The sequence below is a fragment of the Fructilactobacillus sp. X2R5C3 genome, assembly GCF_059901325.1.
The window spans coordinates 454,305-472,799 of record NZ_JBWXUY010000001.1; the positions used below are offsets into that span (position 1 = coordinate 454,305).

Annotated in this window: 15 protein-coding genes; 11 read left to right on the top strand and 4 right to left on the bottom strand. The window is 39.2% G+C overall.

The window, feature by feature from the left end; translation table 11 throughout:
- Positions 1–113 precede the first annotated feature (113 nt).
- The 6 genes from AC6UDE_RS02235 to AC6UDE_RS02260 all read left to right on the top strand — a co-directional run bounded on the left by AC6UDE_RS02235 (position 114) and on the right by AC6UDE_RS02260 (position 5,469).
- Positions 114–1,781, top strand: coding sequence for a glycosyltransferase family 39 protein (locus AC6UDE_RS02235; RefSeq protein ID WP_500696507.1), 1,668 nt, complete (start codon positions 114–116; stop codon positions 1,779–1,781).
- Positions 1,782–1,840: 59 nt separating this feature from the next.
- Positions 1,841–2,980 carry a cation:proton antiporter gene (locus tag AC6UDE_RS02240; protein ID WP_500696508.1) on the top strand — a complete coding sequence of 380 codons (1,140 nt, stop codon included), beginning with the start codon at positions 1,841–1,843 and terminating at the stop codon, positions 2,978–2,980.
- Between the two features lie 49 nt (positions 2,981–3,029).
- Complete coding sequence (locus AC6UDE_RS02245) at positions 3,030–3,452, top strand: bis(5'-nucleosyl)-tetraphosphatase (RefSeq protein ID WP_500693499.1); 423 nt, start codon at positions 3,030–3,032, stop codon at positions 3,450–3,452.
- Positions 3,442–4,011, top strand: a complete 570-nt coding sequence (locus tag AC6UDE_RS02250; RefSeq protein WP_500693500.1) for a guanylate kinase — start codon at positions 3,442–3,444, stop codon at positions 4,009–4,011. Before AC6UDE_RS02245 ends, AC6UDE_RS02250 begins: the two co-directional genes overlap by 11 nt.
- Before the next feature lie 91 nt (positions 4,012–4,102).
- A complete protein-coding gene (locus AC6UDE_RS02255; RefSeq protein WP_500696509.1) occupies positions 4,103–4,651 on the top strand; it encodes a hypothetical protein in 549 nt (182 codons plus the stop codon).
- Complete coding sequence (locus AC6UDE_RS02260; RefSeq protein WP_500696510.1) at positions 4,651–5,469, top strand: DUF6681 family protein; 819 nt, start codon at positions 4,651–4,653, stop codon at positions 5,467–5,469. The genes AC6UDE_RS02255 and AC6UDE_RS02260 overlap by 1 nt, the downstream gene beginning before the upstream one ends.
- A gap of 20 nt (positions 5,470–5,489) precedes the next feature.
- Here AC6UDE_RS02260 and AC6UDE_RS02265 read toward each other — a convergent pair whose 3' ends face one another.
- The 4 genes from AC6UDE_RS02265 to AC6UDE_RS02280 form a co-directional block, all read right to left on the bottom strand.
- A complete protein-coding gene (locus AC6UDE_RS02265) occupies positions 5,490–6,836 on the bottom strand; it encodes an APC family permease (protein ID WP_500696511.1) in 1,347 nt (448 codons plus the stop codon).
- Positions 6,837–7,107: 271 nt separating this feature from the next.
- A complete protein-coding gene (gene hflX, locus AC6UDE_RS02270) occupies positions 7,108–8,370 on the bottom strand; it encodes a GTPase HflX (protein WP_500696512.1) in 1,263 nt (420 codons plus the stop codon).
- 10 nt (positions 8,371–8,380) lie between these two features.
- The gene (locus tag AC6UDE_RS02275) at positions 8,381–9,037 is read right to left on the bottom strand and encodes a histidine phosphatase family protein (RefSeq protein WP_500693505.1); all 657 of its coding nucleotides are present in this window, start codon (positions 9,035–9,037) and stop codon (positions 8,381–8,383) included.
- Between the two features lie 184 nt (positions 9,038–9,221).
- Positions 9,222–11,087, bottom strand: a complete 1,866-nt coding sequence (locus AC6UDE_RS02280; RefSeq protein WP_500696513.1) for a cation:proton antiporter domain-containing protein — start codon at positions 11,085–11,087, stop codon at positions 9,222–9,224.
- A 90-nt stretch (positions 11,088–11,177) separates the two neighbouring features.
- Here AC6UDE_RS02280 and helD point away from each other — a divergent pair, with 90 nt between their 5' ends.
- The 5 genes from helD to AC6UDE_RS02305 all read left to right on the top strand — a co-directional run bounded on the left by helD (position 11,178) and on the right by AC6UDE_RS02305 (position 18,482).
- Positions 11,178–13,478, top strand: a complete 2,301-nt coding sequence (gene helD / locus AC6UDE_RS02285; RefSeq protein ID WP_500696514.1) for an RNA polymerase recycling motor HelD — start codon at positions 11,178–11,180, stop codon at positions 13,476–13,478.
- A 10-nt stretch (positions 13,479–13,488) separates the two neighbouring features.
- Positions 13,489–14,403 (top strand): type I pantothenate kinase, encoded by a 915-nt coding sequence (gene coaA / locus AC6UDE_RS02290; RefSeq protein ID WP_500696515.1) that lies wholly within the window; start codon positions 13,489–13,491, stop codon positions 14,401–14,403.
- Positions 14,404–14,537: 134 nt separating this feature from the next.
- Positions 14,538–14,990: a CopY/TcrY family copper transport repressor gene (locus tag AC6UDE_RS02295; protein ID WP_500696573.1), complete on the top strand. Its 453-nt coding sequence runs from the start codon at positions 14,538–14,540 to the stop codon at positions 14,988–14,990.
- A gap of 14 nt (positions 14,991–15,004) precedes the next feature.
- A complete protein-coding gene (locus AC6UDE_RS02300; RefSeq protein WP_500693509.1) occupies positions 15,005–17,188 on the top strand; it encodes a heavy metal translocating P-type ATPase in 2,184 nt (727 codons plus the stop codon).
- Between the two features lie 106 nt (positions 17,189–17,294).
- Positions 17,295–18,482, top strand: coding sequence for an MFS transporter (locus AC6UDE_RS02305; protein ID WP_500693510.1), 1,188 nt, complete (start codon positions 17,295–17,297; stop codon positions 18,480–18,482).
- The last annotated feature ends 13 nt before the right edge of the window (positions 18,483–18,495 follow it).

Genomic DNA, 18,495 nt, shown 5'->3' on the forward strand with positions numbered 1-18,495 from the left:
CTTAAAATAAGGTTATGAAGTCTGGCGTCTCCGCGTTTGAGGGGAGGAATGTGGTATAATTGCTTTTATTATTGAGTGTGAGCTTAAATTCTTAATGATTGGAAGAACAATGTATGTTAAAAAAACTAAAAACTAAACCTTATTTATTTGGTTTAACGTTTGTAGTAATGAGTATTATCATAATTCTACTTTTGTCATTTGCTTCACCGTTCTATTATTTTGATACCTCACCCGACAGTAATAATTTTTTCACTGTCGGTAAAGCAATGTTTCACGGAATCATTCCATATAAGGATGTTTTTGAGCAAAAAGGGCCATTTGTTTATTTGCTTTACGGACTAGCCTCACTGATTACAAAACGATCGCTTGTTGGGATGGTACCGTTTGAGATTATTGCGATGATTATTATTATGACCATGGCTTACAAGATTGCTAGATTATACTTGTCACAAAATTGGTCATTTGTAATTTCATTGTTCATGCCAGTTTTTTCCGTGCTTCAGCCATTTTATGACTATGGTGGTTCGGTTGAATTCTTCGTGTTCCCGGCCGTTTTATATTTGATTTATGTTGCTTTAAAGGCTTGTCAAAATGATTTTGATATCAAATGGTGGGAATGGATGATTCAGGGATTCATGGTCGGAGTGGTCTTCTTTTCGAAGTACACTTTACTTGGTCCATGGATTGGATTTTATGTCTTTATGTTTATCTTCTACGTTTACCATCGTCGCTTTAAAGAAATGTGGCGATTGATTTTCTTTAGTGGACTCAGCTTCTTAATCGCACTTATTCCATGGTTGATTTATTTCTTAGTAACAGGGAGTTTTAAGTCCTTTATCCACGTTTACTTTACCATTAACATGACCGTTTACGGTTCATCGGGAATTGTACCAACTAAGATTCTAATGGCAACTGGATTCTTTATGAAGTTTCTGACGCAGTATCCGATCACGGTGGTCTTTGGTCTCTTGGGCTTAATCTATGTTTTATTTGACCATGAAATCTTTAAAGATGGAATTTCAAAGTCGCTTTTCTTGTTCATGATGATTGTAAATGCGATTGTAGCCGTTTACGGTCACACCTTTGGTAAAATCTATCAGTACTATCAATTAGCTTATTTCCCATTTATCATGGTGACAACGATCTTTGTACTGGTGTTTTTTATCAGACACTTTGAATCTAACAGAAAGCTCGCTCTCCCTTGGACGTTTGTTTTCGTAACGCTATGTATGGCCTTAACCTTTGTCCTTGGATCAAACAATAACTTTATTTACTCGAAGTTGCATCCCCAAAACTTATACGTTACTCTTAATCCTAAGAAAGGTGAGTACCAACAGCCTGCTCAAGTTTCGTTTGGAAAGATTATTAGAGACGAAAGTAAGGGAACACCGACCCTTTTAACTTACAGTCGTTTAGAAAATGGTTTTTACACCAGTTCTGGTGCATATCCAACTCATTACTTCTTCGAACGTAATAATATTCCTAGCCGCGCTTATCCTAAAATGATGAGATCAGCTAACAAGGTGGTTCGAAAGAAACAAGTTCAATGGTTGGTAATTAGGGTTGATAATACAAGTAACAAGAGTAATGCTGAGTTGTACAAGTACATGAGTAGTGGCTCTAGAAAGGGCGGACGTGATGCGCTAATTAAGAATTACAAATTGCGTAGTAGTCATGCCCAAATGTTTGAGGAAAGACGAGCTACCTATTACTTGTTTGAAGCTAGGTCCAAGCCTAACCCCAATGCAAAGAAAATGATAAAAGAACATAAGTTTTATTAAATTAGTGGAGTTTGTCAAATTGGCAAACTCTGCTTTTTTTGAGGGATAACGGAGGTTATATGGAATATTTAGCAACAATTGGATTGATTTTACTTTCAACGTTGATTTTAGGAGTTTTAAGTCAAAGGATTGGGATGCCAGCGGTGGTAGGAGAGATTATGGCCGGCTTATTAATTGGACCCGCGGTTTTGCACCTAGTCAGTTTAAATCACCTGGTTTCGGTTGGATCCGAAATTGGGGTCATCTTTTTGATGTTTATTGCGGGATTAGAATGTGATTTCGAGTTGGTCAAGAAGTACTTAAAGCCGGCCGTTAGCGTTGCTATCTGTGGGGTCATTTTACCGGTGGTTGCTTTTACCCTTTATGGTCAACTACTAGGCCAAGGAATTGAAAGAGCGCTCTTTTGGGGAGTGATCTTTTCGGCTACTTCAGTATCCATTAGTGTCGAAGTGCTTCAGGAGTTTGGTAAGCTGAAATCGGTCGCGGGAGCAACCATTTTAGGGGCTGCAGTGGTTGACGATGTGATTTCAATTATTTTGTTGAGTGTTTTTTCAAGTGTGTTTGGGACGGGATCAGGATCTAAAAACCTGTTTGTTCTGTTTACGTTTCAGGTCTTGTTTTTTGGATTGATTTTTGTTGTCATCAAATGGATTGCACCTTGGCTCATGCGGTTAGCCGACCTTCTTCCTGCCAATTCAGCCGTGTCGATTATGGGGATTAGCATTTGTTTGATCATGGCATATCTGGCAGAAGCGGCCAATCTGAGCACGGTGTTAGGGGCTTTCTTCGCTGGAATTGCAATTGGACGTACGCCGCTTCATGATCAGGTGATTCAAAGTGCTAATCGAATTGGTTATTCCTTCTTTATTCCAATCTTTTTTGCCGCAATTGGGATGGAGATGAGTTTTAAGGGGCTCTCTAGCACGTGGTTGATTGTTGTAGTAATGACGATCTTAGCGGTTCTTACCAAATGGATTGGGTGTGGAATTGGAGCGAAATTAACTGGATTGACCCTAAAAGATGCCAACGTAGTGGGTGCCGGAATGGTATCAAGAGGTGAAATGGCTCTCATTGTCGCTCAGATTGGACTAGCTAGTCATCTGCTTGCTTCTGAACTGTACTCCGAAATTATTATGGTAATTGTACTTTCGACGATTCTTTCACCAATTATGCTTAAGTTCAGTATTAAATCAGTGTAGTTTTTGATTTTTTGGTACAATGAAAGAAACAAATAAATGGGGCATTTTTATGATTAATGAAATTGACGGTGGAACGATTGTTTTTCAACTTAAGGAAAATCAACCACTATATTTACTTTTAAAAAGTGCAACTAGTGATTTTTGGGGATATCCCAAGGGGCACGTCGAGGGAAACGAGACATTACAACAGGCCGCTAAACGTGAATTAAGAGAAGAAACGGGAATTCATGGTGAGATTGATGATGGTTTTGATGTAAAGGTCGAGTATGACATGAAGAATGGCCACCACAAAGTAGTAACTTTCTTTGTGACGGAGGTTCCGGTTGGCACTTCGGTTACCAGACAGAAGGAAGAAATTAGTGAGGATCGTTGGTGCACCTACGAAGAAGCTTTGAAGTTAGTCACATACGATAACTTACTTCCACCACTTAAAAAGGCCAATGAATACATTGAGGACCACTATGTCAAATAAACGATTTGTAATTGTGATTACTGGAGCCGCTGGCACCGGTAAGACCACCATCTCGGATTATTTAATGAAAAAGTATGGAATTCCTAAGGTGATTACCCATACGACCAGAGCACCACGGGATCAAGAGCAAGATGGAGTAGATTATTATTTTGAATCACCGACAAGTTTTAAAAAACTTCATCTTTTAGAATCAGTAAGATATTCGGGGCACTGTTATGGATCATCATACGAAGGGTTAGATCGTGCTTTTTTAAAGTCTCCCATTGTTTCAATTGTGTTAGACACGAAAGGTGCCATTACGTACAAGGATCGATTAGGAGTAGAAGCGGTTGTCATTTTTTTGAAAGTTAAAGATCCGGCTGAGCTTAAAAAGCGCATGATTGATCGCGGGGATACTCTGGCTCAGATTCAAGTTCGCATGGAAAGTAAAGAAGACGCGCGTGATTTAAAGCTTCCAGCTGCTTTAAAAAATCGGTCCATTGTGATTGATAATGAGAAGTGGAGTCAAACTAAGAATCAGATTGATCAAATTGTACTAAATTTAAAAAGACAACTTTAAAGAAATCTTTTATCGACTGGAATAAATTCTTTACTTTTAAGTGCAATAATTAAGCTTCACAAAAGAGAATATACGTTGAGAGGATGATTAAATGCCAAATCGAGTGCCACCATTTCTTACTCCATTTGCCATTATTTCAATTTGTTTAGCGTTAGGAGCCACTAATATTGTTGTCAATAAAGCAACCAATACCCACGAGGGTGCTAAAGTCACTACCCATCAAAGCCAGAAACGTTCTATTTTTGACTTTAAGAAGAATGATGATAATAATAAGGGTACTAAGAACCAGAACTCGAATTCTAATGACGATAATAGTAAAAATGAATCCAATAGTTCTGGGGCTAAACAAGATAATATGAATAATAACAATAACGATGGTAATAGTAAGTCACCAAATAATGAACAAGGGAAAACAACTTCTGGTGGACAGGAGCAAAATAATTCGACCAGCACGAATGGAAATAATTCGGAGACTGGTAATAACAATCAAAAGACAACTGATAATAACGGTGGAAATGCCGAAAAATCAAGTCAGAATACCGGAAATAACGGCAATTCTAATAATGGTACGGGGACTACTTCTAACAATACTCAGAATAATACCCAAGCCAATACGACTAATCCTGGGGGTGAACATTAATGTTTAGTTTTCTAGATATTATTAATCATTATCTTGGATATATAACGATTGAAACAAACACTAAAAGCCGAATTTACGTAATTTTAGGGATTCTAGGCGACTTTTACCTTTTGTACGTTGCCTACCGTTTTGTTGTAAATGGCTTTATGATTAGGGGGGTTCTGGTCTTCTTAGTTGTCTTGATTTTAGCGTACTTCTTGTACCTAAACATCATGTATTACTTTACTAAAAAACGGGCGAAGTTTGATGTTACCCCGGTCATTAATAAGGTCTTGCACATTCAGCCCAAGGAAACTGATCAGCAAACCGAGGCTCGTAGTGGAAGTCGTCGTTATCGTAATATTCCCGCCAACGGTTTATTTGATGAAAGAAAAACGATGCCAGCTAAATTGGAATCGACAATTAGTGAGCGCCATAACGTTCATCAGTTAGCCGATACCATGATTACCAAAAAAGTTGCGAGTGATGACTACAATGGATTAGGCGATCGGGCGCTTCTTTCCGAAATTAAAGCTAATCCTAAGCATCGCGTCTACGCTTTGGGTGATGGAGTGTTAATCCCTTACTTTGATTTAAGAGAAGAAAACGGAAAGTATGAAGTCTATGCCGGAATGAATCAGGTTAATTGTGAACCCGTTGGCCACATTGTTAAGGCTGGTTTTGAAGATATTCAAAAAATCGATAAGAATAAAGTCAAGTTGTATCTAGCTGAAGCTTTTTTGGTTGGAGGAAAATACAAGACTTCTGGTCGAGCCGGCTTAATTGATGGAGCTGACGACTATGCGGTTCAGATTAAAATTGCATATCAGAAAAAATAAGAGATCTCATTTGAGATCTCTTATTTTTTAACCTTATTTCTTTTGAGAATAACTTCAAAGTAATAGATTGGAATCCCGAGTGCAACGATTCCCAGTGAGCAAACGACCCCAATGAAGTCTGATCCAATTTCTGAACAGATTACGAAAAGGGATGCCAAAATAGCTACGATTGGTGTGAATGGATATAGTGGAACTGAGAAGACTCGCTTTCGGTCGGGGTGACGTTTTCTAAGGATGAAAACCCCGAAGAACGCCATCACGTAAAAACAATAGACAGTAAAGATACATAGTTCTGAGAGTCGGTCGGCATCAAAGAAACAGATCATGATGATTACGATTACTAGAACAGCAGCAATTGATACCACTGGCGTTCTGGTCTTTGGATTGAGGTAAGCTAACTGCTTAGAGAACGGAAGTTGATTTTCTTTCGCCATGGCATACATGATACGAGGAAAGGTCATGATTTTTCCGTTCATGCAACCGATGATTGAGATAATGATACCAATACTTAAAATCTTCCCACCGATCATTCCAAAATCTTTGTTAGCCATGTATGGAATGGCATTTGTTCCAAGATCATGAATTTTCTGAGGCCCAATGCTTTTTAAAACACCGTATGAAACTAGCATATAAATGGCAATGACAATTAAAATTCCGAAGGTGATAGCACGTGGTAGCATCTTTTTAGGGTTTTTGATTTCTCCACCAAGGTTAGCAACTAGGATCCACCCGTCAAAGGCAAATAGAGTGGCTAACATGGCAACTCCAAAACCACCAACTGAGGAGTGGACGTCACTAACACTTTGAGTAAAAGCATTAGCGTGACCAAAGAAAAGTCCGAAGATAATAAGCGCTGCGACTGGGACGAGCTTACAAATTGTGGTAATAATTGAAAAAGCAGCTCCAAATCGATTGGGAAAGGTATTTAATAGACCAACCGCAACAACTGCAATGATAGCTATCGGAATGTTCCATTCTGGTGAAATATGGAAAAAGTCACCTAATAGGATGGCAAGATAAGCTCCAAGTGAAGCGATCATTGCGGGACCATAAACAATAATCTGCATCCATCCAGATAAAAAGCCCCAAAACTTGTTATAAATGACTTCCATGTATGCATATAGTCCACCGGTTTCTGGAATTTGCGAGGCAATCTCGGCAATTGAAAGTCCCGCGGCTAAAGTCAGAAGTCCCCCGGCTAGCCAAGCCAGCATGGCACCATTTGCTGATCCTGCATCGTTTAGAACGGCAGCTTGTCTAACAAAGATTCCAACTCCGATGATGGTTCCAACTACAAGTGAGAGTGCTGACCAAATTCCTAAAGAACGGTTTAACTTTACATTGGACTCTTCTTTTGGTTTCTTCATATAAAATTCCTCCCTTTGAGAATAAAAAAAAGTCCCTGACAACTAAATGTCAGGGACGCAAATTTGCGCGGTTCCACCCAAAATTCTCTGAAATTTTCAGAGCGCTTTTTGTTGCGTATTAATGTGTTTTAAGAGGTGGTTAAATAAAGATTAGTCAGCCAACTTCCAGAATAACGTCGGCTTCTCTTGGGCGGTTTCTTTAAATATTGTTCTCTTAAATTAGTATAGGACCATTTAACCGCGATCCATATTAAATGTCAATGTAATTTTATTAATTAACTTCGTATTTTTGGTATTTTTTGGCCGATGTTTCGGGAAGTTCAACTTTCAACCTCGTTCCCTGATCGGTGTAGTCAGTCTGATAGACCGTTTCGTTTTCATTTAGGTCCGAAACTACTTGGCCACTACTGAAAGGGATGAGGTACGTCTTTTTGACGTAATCTTTAAACAAGTTTTGAGAAATTATGTCGATTAATAAATTAATTGAATCAGGGTCAAGAGCTGACATGATGATGTTATTGCCTTCACGAACGGGATAATTTTCTCCACTCTTATCAGCCTTATTAAAGACCTTAATCATGTTAATGTCGGGGACCCCGATTTCTCTTAGAGTCTTTTCAGTAGTTTGCATCATTAGTTCTTGATTCGGGTCAGAGTAGTCAACTACCTGTACCAAGAGATCGGCGTTGCTTGCCTCTTTTAAAGTTGATTTAAAGGCTTGAATTAGTTGATGCGGAAGTTGACTGACAAAACCAACCGTGTCGGTTGCAAGAAAACGTTTATGGTTTGGTAGCTCAATCTTTCGCACGCTGGTGTCCAAGGTGGCAAATAGCATGTTTTTAACGGTAACTTCTTTCTCCTCGTTTTCACCAAATCGTTTTACCAGTTGATTCATAATCGTGGATTTGCCTGCGTTGGTGTAACCAACAAGAGCAATGGTTTTCAAATCGTTTTGTTTGCGCTTTTTACTTTGAGTGTCGTATGATTTGTCAATTTCCTTTAATTCGTGACGAACGTGCGTGATTTGATGTTGAATGGTTCGACGATTCAATTCAATTTGGGTTTCACCAGCACCACGGTTAGCTAGTCCGCCACCAGCAGACTGTTGGTCTAATCGTTGACTAGCACTAGTACGAAGCCTCGGGAGTTGATAGTTTAGTTTGGCCAATTGGACCTGTAACTTGGCTTCACGGGAACGAGCTCGATTGGCGAAGATCTCCAAAATTAGCCCAGTTCGGTCAATGATTTTAGCATTGGTTAATTTTTCAAGGTTTCGAATTTGACTAGGACTGAGTTCATCGTTTGCCACAATGATATCTGTCCCAGACGTTTTGACGAGTTGTTCTAGAAATTCAACCTTACCTTTGCCGAAGTAGGTTGCTGGATCATGGTGATCCAATTTTTGGGTCACAGTTTCAACGCTATGCATGTTGTTCGCGGTGACTAAGTTGTTAAGTTCCTCCATTGAGTACTGAAAATTAGCATCATTTAAATCTAAACCAATTGTAATTACATCAGTAAAGTTGTCGATCATTTATACTCCTTTAGACTGGATCTGAAATGTTGTTATAGTATTTGATAATATAATCGCCATCTTTATAATCAACTTTAGTGACGCTGCCATTCTGAATGGGTTCACTAATATCGATGTCACTAAAACGACTAACGATACTTCGAATGAGAGTTCCATGAGCAGTAATGAGAATATCGTCACCATCTTCAGCGTTGTTAACGATTTCGTCCAGCCCAGTTTGAACTCGTTTCCAAAACTGTGAATCATTTTCAGCATCCCCGTATGGATCGGCGTCAGCAATCATGTCGCGGGTCTTTTCCATCGTATAAGTGGCGATCATTTGACTGTATGAATCAGCGCCAGATGGCCCCCCAATGATGTGCCAAACTTGTCCCATGTCATTTCCCTCAAAATATCCAAAATTCTCTTCTCTGAGGTTTTCCATTTCGATCGGTTCAACTAGTCCTGATGGATTTTCCTTTAGGATTAGTTCGGCGGTGTCACGGGCCCTTTTGGTATCACTACTATATGCCTTGTTGAAATCAACCTTATTAAGGTGTTTTCCAGCATCAATTGCATCGGTGATTCCCTTATCGGTTAAAGCTGAGTCTGCCCATCCCTGTAAACGATGGTAACGATTCAAATATGTTTGGCCGTGTCTGACAAAATATAAATTGATTGAAGTCATTTTTATTTCCCCCTGATTCACTAGTTGCTTAATTCTAGCATATTTTAACGTCCAAGATAAACGGACGGATGGAATTGGTATAATTTAGTAATCATTTGAAATAATCATTATATTGTTTTGCGTAAATCATCATGAACGCGATAAAAAATCCACTGACATCATCTTAGTCAGTGGATTAATTAATCTAATTTTGTGATGCTTCCGGGTTAAAATCACTTCTGATTTGAATTCCAGTTCCCTTTTGGGCTGAGAAAATAATTTGATCACCTAATCTTAGGATCGTCTCACCGGTCGGGTGAAGTAGTTTATGGTCGCGAAAGATTTCGTTAATAGTAATGTCACTACTAAAGGGAAGGTCTTTGACTGCTATGTTAGCCAAACTCGGATTAGTTAGTTTAACTTCATGGAGAACTGATTCGTTAGATTCAATCATCTTAAATGTTGACGGGACCTCAATCAACTCTCTTAGCATGGCAATATTAACGGCAAGGTTGTTATATATCTCGACCCCTAGAGAAAGGAGTTCATCTTGATGCTTATCAAGGACATCACGATTCTCAAAACGAGCGATAACCCGTTTGACACCGTACTTTTTAGCCGACTTGGCCAATTCGTAACTTTTCTCTGAATCAAAGTAGGCCATGACGACGATATCGCAGTCAAAATAGCCGTTGTCAATTAAAAATCTTGGGTCAAGCTTAGAAACAAGATGAACGTTAGCCTGACTGTTATAGGAGCGGTAGTGCTCCTGATTATCAGTGTATACGTTAACGTCGTACCACCCAGTTGAAAGTTGTTGAGCGACTGGGATGGTAGTTAAGTTAACCCCAAAGAAATTAACCTTAATCTTAGGATAGGTTTCTGGTTCGACTTTAAAGGCCTTGTTAAAGACCAGTGGGCCAATGATACAGGTAATAATCGCTGCAAGCAAAAATGCCCCCGATTGTTGAGATGTGATCACTTTCATCCCCTTAGCAACTTGGAGGATTGCCAGAACCATGGTGATGGTTGCACTCGGAAGGGCCATTCCAGCCAGTGAGTTTTGCTTATTGAAACGTAACCTAAAGATGGGATAAAGTCCCAACTTCGCGATGATGTAACTAGCAAAGAAAACGGGGATTAGAACCAAAGTCGCTGGGTTTGACAGCAACTCTTTGACATTCAAACCAACACCACTCATGATAAAGAAGACTGGAATGAAGAGCCCATATCCGATTGAATCCAATCGATCTTTCGTGGTTTCGGATGGTTGTAGTAATTTATAGACCATTCCACCGATGAATGCCCCTAAGATGTCCTCTGATCCAACAAAGACGGCAATCGTTGATAGTAAAACAATGATGAAGAAAGCTAGCCGGATGTCAATCTGAGTGGTTGATTTATTGATTTGGTCTGAAACCTTGAAGAAACGTTTAAACCACCACAATAAAAAACCTGCTACCACAAATAGAATCAGGATGAGCCATAGTGACTTACTGTCGGATCCAAATACTGAGGCGTAGATCGTCAGGGCAAAGATCGGTAAAACTTCACCAAGGGCAGCAATTAACAGAATGGTTTGGCCAAAGGCGCTTCCAGTGACGTCTTTTTCCTTTAAGGCTGCGATGACCACGCCAAGTGAAATGGTAGCAAACAAGATTGAAGCTAACCAGAAGTCACTAAATAGTCCAGTTAATTTACAGAAGTATCCTAGGATTAATGCTAGAATGATAACCGTTGCATAACCCATAAAGGCTAGTTGAACGGAGGAAAATCGTGGAGCAGTTTTGCTTGATTTTTTTTCTAGTTCACTGGGATTTTTGCTTTTGGGTTTAAATAAGGAAAAATCAATTTCCATTCCACTCAAAAACAGCAGGACGATCACACCAATCTTGGAAAGAATGGATAAAATGTTTGAGTCGGAAACGATGTTGAATAAACTGGGTCCTAATATGATTCCAACTAAAATTTCAACGACTGCGGTTGGCAGCATTGAAATGTGGAATCGTGCCATCACTAATGGAGTTATTAGGGCCGCAAGTAGAACAATTACTAATGAGATTGAATCCATATTACGATCACCTTGGTTTATATATTTTGTTCAGTTGAGTTAATATGTTAGAATATTTAATCAAGTTTAGCAAGCAGGAGGGATTATCCGTTGGAAAATTCAATTAAAGATGAAGAACAGAAACACCTTGATTTTGTTGAAAGCAAAATTGAAATGGCAGAGGTCGATGCTGCTAAAAAAATTAAAAAAGCGAAGGGTGACCAATCGGAAATCCAAAAGAACTTTTTTAACGATGTTCGTTTAAAGACAAGTACATATAGTGGACAGATGGAGACGGGTGTCTCGGTTAGACAGCAACAGCAATTACTTTCGGAACGTGAGAACCGCTGGAAGAACGCCGCAAAGGATCTTGATACGCTAAAACGGCTGGATCAAAATCCATACTTTGCTCGAATTGATTTTCACGAAGAAGGCGAGAAACACACTGAAACCATTTACATTGGCCTAGCGTCATTTACCGATAATCCTGACGATTATCTGGTGTACGACTGGCGGGCACCTATTTCCAGTATTTACTATGATAGTGGAATTGGTGAAATGACGTATGATTCACCGGCTGGTCCCCAAAAGGTTGACGTCAAGTTAAAGCGACAGATTGAGATCAAGAACGGTAAGATTGAAACCATCTTTGATACAGACGAAGCCCTTGGAGACAACTTACTTCTAGAAAATCTCAGTCATCAGTCTGATACCAAAATGAAGAGCATCGTTACCACGATTCAAAAAGAGCAGAACCAGATCATTCGTGATACTGATTCTGATTTGCTTTTTGTTCAAGGAGCGGCCGGGTCAGGAAAAACGGCTGCTGTTTTGCAACGAATTGCATACTTACTTTATCGTTATCGTGGTAATTTGAATTCTGGACAAGTAATCTTATTTTCCCCCAACCAACTTTTTAATGACTACATCAATGAGGTCTTACCCGAGTTAGGGGAACAAAATATGGTTCAGATGACGTACTACCAATACACCAACCGACGAGTTCCCCACTTGGAGGTTGAAACCATTGGTGAACGTTTTGTCGAAACTCATGAAAAACACCAACAAAAGGTGGTTGACTTCAAAAACAGCTTGGATTTCTTTGATCTAGTTGGAACGTACGCTCATCATTTAAATAAGGAAAACTTTCAGTTCAAAGACATTAAATTTGAAGATAATATCTTTATTTCTAAGGAAGATATTAGTGAAATCTACTATCGTTTTAACGAAAACTATAACTTACGGAATCGTTTGGAAGCTACCAAGGAAGAACTGAATAAGATTTTAAATCGTCACATTGGGAGTGAGATGAAAAAGAAGTGGGTCGAAGAAACCATTGAAGGACTTGACCAGCAACAACTTCAGGCCATTTACGCTAAATATGGCGAAAGTATGGATAATCCCGATAAGGAATATAACTTTTTGGCTAAAAAGATTGTCCAAAACGCTTTTAGAAACGTTAGAAAGGCCATTACTCGCGGTCGATTTGTTAGTATCAATCGCCAGTTCGTTAATCTAATCAGAAACGTTCCTAGAATTACCGACTTGAGCAAGTATGGAATTGATGAACAAGAATGGAATGACGGGGTTGAAAAATCAATTGAGCGATTAAAGAATGGCAAAATTAGTGATGCTGATATTTCAATTTATCTTTATTTGTATGATTTAATATCTGGGAAACGTCCTGATATTCACATGCGTTATTTGTTTGTCGATGAAGTTCAAGACTATACCCCCTTTCAGTTGGCTTACCTCAAATTTAATTTTCCAAGGGCTAAGTTTACTTTACTGGGAGACCTCAACCAAGCGATCTTCACGCATGAGAGTAGTAACAGCCTTTTGCGGGAAATGAAGACGATGTTTGATCCTGAGAAGACCAAGGTAATCGAACTTAATAAGTCTTATCGTTCAACTGAACAAATCACTGATTTTACCAAGCATTTGATCCCAGATGGCAGTAAGATCCAGTCGTTTGCTAGAAGTGGTGAACTTCCTAAAATTAACGTTGTCAAAGATTTTAATAAGGGAATAAACGTTTTAAAGAATACGATTCAGGCAAATGATCAGGCGAGTGATACCACGGCCGTCATTGCTAAATCGTTAGACGAGTGTCGACGAGTTCATGATGAGCTAAAAAAAGATGGGATTAAGTCCACGTTGATTCAAACCGAAAATCAGCGGTTGGTCAAGGGTGTTATTGTTGTTCCGGCCTATTTAGCTAAGGGACTTGAGTTTGACGCCGTTGTAATGTGGAATGGTTCTAAAGAAGAATATCCAACGGAGCGTGATGACCAGTTAGTGTACACAATTTGTAGTCGTGCGATGCACCGCCTGGACGTGATTTCAGTTGGGGAGTTATCACCAACGTTTAAGGACGTTCCAAAGGATGAGTATGATTTAGTAACCAAGTAGGTGAGTTTTGTTGAAGGATTTCTATGAATTTAGTAAAGATGAATGGAAACAGTTTTATCCAAACGAATCGGCTCCGATTACACAGGCTAATTTGGAAAGATTAAAGGCCTTTAATGATCAGATCTCACTTGATGATGTTTCTGATATTTACATGCCATTGGTACGCTTATTAGAACTGGCTTCTAAGCATTACCAAGATTGGGAGCTTACTGAAAGTGATTTTCTAAAACGTAAAACGCCTAAAATTCCATTTATCATCGGAATTTCGGGAAGTGTAGCTGTGGGGAAATCAACCGCAGCGCGTTTGCTTCAATACCTTTTTACCGATTTATTGCCAGAAATGAAAACGCAACTAATCACGACTGATGGTTTTTTGTATCCAACTAAGGTCTTAAAAGAAAAGGGCATTCTTGATCGTAAAGGGTTTCCTGAAAGCTATGACATGGAATCATTGATTCAGTTTTTGGTTAAGATTAAAGCCGGCGTGAAAGAAGTAAAAGCACCAGTTTACTCTCATCAAACGTATGACATTATTCCTCATCGTTATGATGTCATCACTAATCCCGACATTTTAATCATTGAAGGAATTAACACACTTCAAATTCCTGATCATCAAAAACTCTATATTGGTGATTTTACTGATTTTTCGATCTATATCGATGCTAATCCAGATCTGATTGAGACTTGGTACCTTAATCGTTTTAAGAAGTTAATGAAAACGGCTTTTCAGGATCCAACTAATTATTACTATAAGTACGCAAAAGAGGAGCCAGAACAGGCGGTTAAAATGGCGGGAAACGTTTGGAAAACCGTCAATTTACCGAACTTAAAGGAGTACATTTTACCAACACGTGAAAGAGCCAACCTTATTATTCATAAAGGTGTGGGTCACATCGTTGATAAAGTTTATCTTAGGAAATATTAAAATAAAAATCGCTCGATCGTTATAATTCAATGATTGAGCGATTTTTTATTGAGAAATAGATTAAATGGTTGCAAAGTTTACAAATGTAGATTATGATTAAAATTGAATTTACAGATGTAAACCATGAATTGGAGGTGAATTATTTGGATCAAACCAAAAAAATTGAAGAAATTACGCCCGCTGAATGGCAAATTATGCGGTTGATTTGGACGATGGGAGATAGTTCATCACGAAAAATCATTGACACGATTACGAAAAAACGTGATTGGAAAGAGTCAACGATTAAAACGTTACTTAGTCGATTGGTTAAGAAGGGATTGTTGACTCGGTTTAAAAAAGGACGCTATTTCGTTTATTCGCCCACTGTTAACGAACAGAATGCGATGAATCTAAGTGCTGAAGAACTTTTTGAACAAATGTGCGACATGCGTAAGGGCCAGACCATTATGGATTTGATTAACCAAAGTAAGATTAGTAAGAGTGATATTCACAAGTTGGGTGAAGTTTTGAGACAAAAGCTAAAAACCGCCCCCGATAAAGTGGATTGTAACTGTTTACCAGGCGATATGATTATGGATTGTCAATAGAGAGGAGCTTTTTAATGAAGGATATGGACAATGGAAAACATGATTCAATGGGGAAAATGAATATGAATCATGATAACCATAATATGAAAAATATGAACCCCAAAGACAGTGATAATAGTCAAATGAACATGAAGGGTAATTCTAAAATGAAAATGGACCATGGTTCGATGAAAATGGATCATGGATCTATGAACATGGGAAACGGTTCAATGGATATGGGTGGCGGCCACATGATGAACATGGGAAACTTCAAACGGCGCTTTTGGATTTCATTGATTATTACGATTCCCATCTTATTACTTTCTCCGTTTATGGGGATGAAGTTGCCGTTTCAGATTACTTTTCCGGGGTCTGATTGGATTGTAATGATTCTTTCAACCATTCTGTTCTTTTATGGTGGTCAACCATTCTTTAGTGGAGCCAAAAATGAGTTGAAAAGTCATGCTCCAGCAATGATGACGTTGATTACACTAGGTATTTCAGCTTCGTACTTTTATAGTTTGTATGCTTTTATTATGAATACCTTCATTAATCCAAACGGTCATGTGATGAATTTCTTCTGGGAACTAGCAAGCTTGATTGTCATTATGCTACTAGGTCACTGGATTGAAATGGATGCGGTCATGAATGCTGGCGATGCGCTTAAAAAGATGGCTGCACTACTTCCAAGCACAGCCCATTTGGTTGAATCTAACGGAGAAACTAAGGATATTCAACTAGACCAGTTAAAAGCCGGCGACATTGTTTTGGTTCAACCGGGTGAAAAAGTTCCAGCTGACGGCGTGGTTGATTCTGGAACTAGTGCTGTAAACGAAGCCTTAGTAACTGGTGAGTCGAAGGCAGTGACTAAGAAAAAGGGAAGTAAAGTAATTGGTGGATCCGTCAACGGTGATGGTAGTATGCAAGTCAAAGTTACCGCCACTGCTAAAGATGGATACCTAGCTCAAGTTATTAAAATGGTGCAAGCCGCTCAAAAGGAAAAATCAAAAGCGGAGACGTTAGCTGACAAGGTTTCGCGCTGGTTGTTCTATGGCGCCCTGATCATTGGAATTTTAGCATTGGTCGTTTGGACGATTTTAAGCGGATTAAGTTATGGACTGCAACGAATGATTACGGTCCTGGTTATCGCATGTCCCCACGCTTTAGGTTTAGCCATCCCACTAGTCGTAGCTAGAAGTACCTCAATTGCCGCTCAGAATGGACTGTTAATCAGAAATCGTCAGTCAATTGAAGAGGTTAAACGTTTGGATTACGTCTTTATGGATAAGACTGGGACTCTGACTGAAGGAGTCTTTCAAGTCAATGATGTAATCTCTGATTCCGATATGAGTAACGAAGAACTTCTGACTAAATTTGCTGATCTTGAAGCTAATTCTAGTCATCCTCTAGCAGCTGGAATCCTAGCCAAGGCTAAAAAGGAGCAAGTTTCCGTCGTCCCAGCCAAGAACGTCCAAGCCATTCAGGGAGTTGGACTAACGGGACAAATTGACGGAAAAGAGTATAAGATTGTGACAGCTAAGTATCTGACTGATAATCACATGGACTACGATCATAAACAATTTGATAATCTTGCTAGTCAAGGTAATTCGATTAGTTACTTGGTAAGTGATGATAAGGTGCTTGGGGTGATTGCCCAAGGAGATGTTCTTCGTCCTAAGTCAATTGACTTAATTAAGGCACTTAGAAGAATGAACATTACCCCCGTAATGCTCACTGGTGATAATGACTTGGCTGCTAAGCGAGTTGCTCATCAATTGGGTGATATTGATTATCGGTCCGAACTACTTCCACAAAATAAGGAAGAAATCATCAAAGAGTATCAGAATAAGGGTAATGATGTCATGATGGTTGGTGACGGTATCAACGATGCTCCGAGTTTATCACGTGCTAACATTGGAGTGGCCATCGGTGCTGGAACCGACATTGCCATCGAATCGGCTGACGTTGTACTGGTTAGAAGTGATCCAGAAGATATCATTGACTTCTTAGACCTTGCCAGAGCAACTAACCGGAAAATGGTTGAGAACCTCTGGTGGGGAGCTGGCTACAATATCATTGCAATGCCACTTGCTGCTGGGATCTTAGCTCCAATTGGAATTATCCTTTCGCCAGCCGTTGGGGCCTTGATTATGTCAGCTTCAACCATCATTGTGGCTGTGAATGCTTTCACCCTTCATATGGGAAAGATTAAAGAATAAACAATTAATTAGTCGATTAAGCAAGAGTGGCTTTCATTTGCCACTCTTTTTTTGTATAATCGATCCATTAAGTAATAAATTAAGTAACAAGGGATGGTGGGTGTTCATGGATCAACAAAAGAAAAAGTATTCCCCAATGATGAAGTTTTCGTTGTTGGCGGTTTCGTTAGTTTTAGCGTCATCACTGTCAGTTTCAGCGGAAGTACCACAATGGCAGCGTGCATTTCCAGGGCATTCATATTCAAGTATTGAGTTAATTGCCACCATGCCAGCTTTAGCAGTGATCATCTTCCTGCTTGGAAGTAGTTGGATTGCTAAAAAGATTGGTGCCAAAAGAACCGTTATACTCGGGTTGCTGGTCAGCGGAATCGCTGGAGTGATTCCCATTTTTGTTACTAATTATTATGTAATGCTTATTTCACGATTTGCTTTTGGAATTGGACTTGGTTTGTTGAATGGACTGGCCGTTAGTCTGATTGGAACCTTCTTTAAGGGAAAAGAAAAGAATCAACTGATGGGAGTTAGAAGTGGATTTGAGATGTTGGGTAATGCCATTTCAGCGTACGTTGCTGGTGCATTACTAGTTGATTTTGGTTGGCATAGTGCTTTTCTAATTTATACCTTGGCATTTCCGGTTGCCATCTTGTTTTTCTTCTTTGTTCCGTCACCACCAAAAGTGGAACATTATCAAGCGGAACGAAAAAACAAATACTTTCCAAAGATTAATACTGATGTTCTTTTCTGGACCATGCTACTTGCTGGATATCAAATTACGTATGTGGGTGCCACCGTTCGAATTGCTGAATTTATTGAAGGAACCGGGATTGGTTCCACGCAACAGTCAGCGGTTGTTATCAGTATTGCCCCAATCTTTGGTTTAGTTGGTGGTATAGTCTTCAGTATGGCACTGATGAAGTTGAAGAAATATTTATTGCCTGTCGGAATTATTGCTAGTGGATTTTGTCAGCTATGGATTGGGTTATCACACTCGTTCTTTAGTGCGGCGCTTGGCTTTTTCCTAGTAACTTTTCTTGATGCGATTGTGGTTTCCTACATTTTAAACATTGCAACTGAAATTTCATCCAAAGGAACTTTGAACTTAACCACTTCAATCTTGTTGATTGGTAGTAATTGTGGAATCTTTTTAGCGCCGATTGCTTTAGGTGGGATTGATTCGGTATTTAGTTCCAATAAGCCCGCATTAACCTTTGTAGTTTGTGGAATTATTCTACTAGCTATGGGAGCCGTTGGTGTATGGGATATTAAATTTTTACGCAGAAAAATATTTAATTAGGGCAGTGCATTTG

Coding starts and splice junctions, on each gene's coding strand:
- AC6UDE_RS02265 (WP_500696511.1), bottom strand. CDS start 6,836: ATGAAGAAACCAAAAGAAGAGTCCAATGTAAAGTTAAACCGTTCTTTA.
- AC6UDE_RS02255 (WP_500696509.1), top strand. CDS start 4,103: ATGCCAAATCGAGTGCCACCATTTCTTACTCCATTTGCCATTATTTCA.
- AC6UDE_RS02240 (WP_500696508.1), top strand. CDS start 1,841: ATGGAATATTTAGCAACAATTGGATTGATTTTACTTTCAACGTTGATT.
- AC6UDE_RS02300 (WP_500693509.1), top strand. CDS start 15,005: ATGAAGGATATGGACAATGGAAAACATGATTCAATGGGGAAAATGAAT.
- AC6UDE_RS02305 (WP_500693510.1), top strand. CDS start 17,295: ATGGATCAACAAAAGAAAAAGTATTCCCCAATGATGAAGTTTTCGTTG.
- AC6UDE_RS02260 (WP_500696510.1), top strand. CDS start 4,651: ATGTTTAGTTTTCTAGATATTATTAATCATTATCTTGGATATATAACG.
- AC6UDE_RS02275 (WP_500693505.1), bottom strand. CDS start 9,037: ATGACTTCAATCAATTTATATTTTGTCAGACACGGCCAAACATATTTG.
- AC6UDE_RS02280 (WP_500696513.1), bottom strand. CDS start 11,087: ATGGATTCAATCTCATTAGTAATTGTTCTACTTGCGGCCCTAATAACT.
- hflX (WP_500696512.1), bottom strand. CDS start 8,370: ATGATCGACAACTTTACTGATGTAATTACAATTGGTTTAGATTTAAAT.
- AC6UDE_RS02250 (WP_500693500.1), top strand. CDS start 3,442: ATGTCAAATAAACGATTTGTAATTGTGATTACTGGAGCCGCTGGCACC.
- AC6UDE_RS02235 (WP_500696507.1), top strand. CDS start 114: ATGTTAAAAAAACTAAAAACTAAACCTTATTTATTTGGTTTAACGTTT.
- AC6UDE_RS02245 (WP_500693499.1), top strand. CDS start 3,030: ATGATTAATGAAATTGACGGTGGAACGATTGTTTTTCAACTTAAGGAA.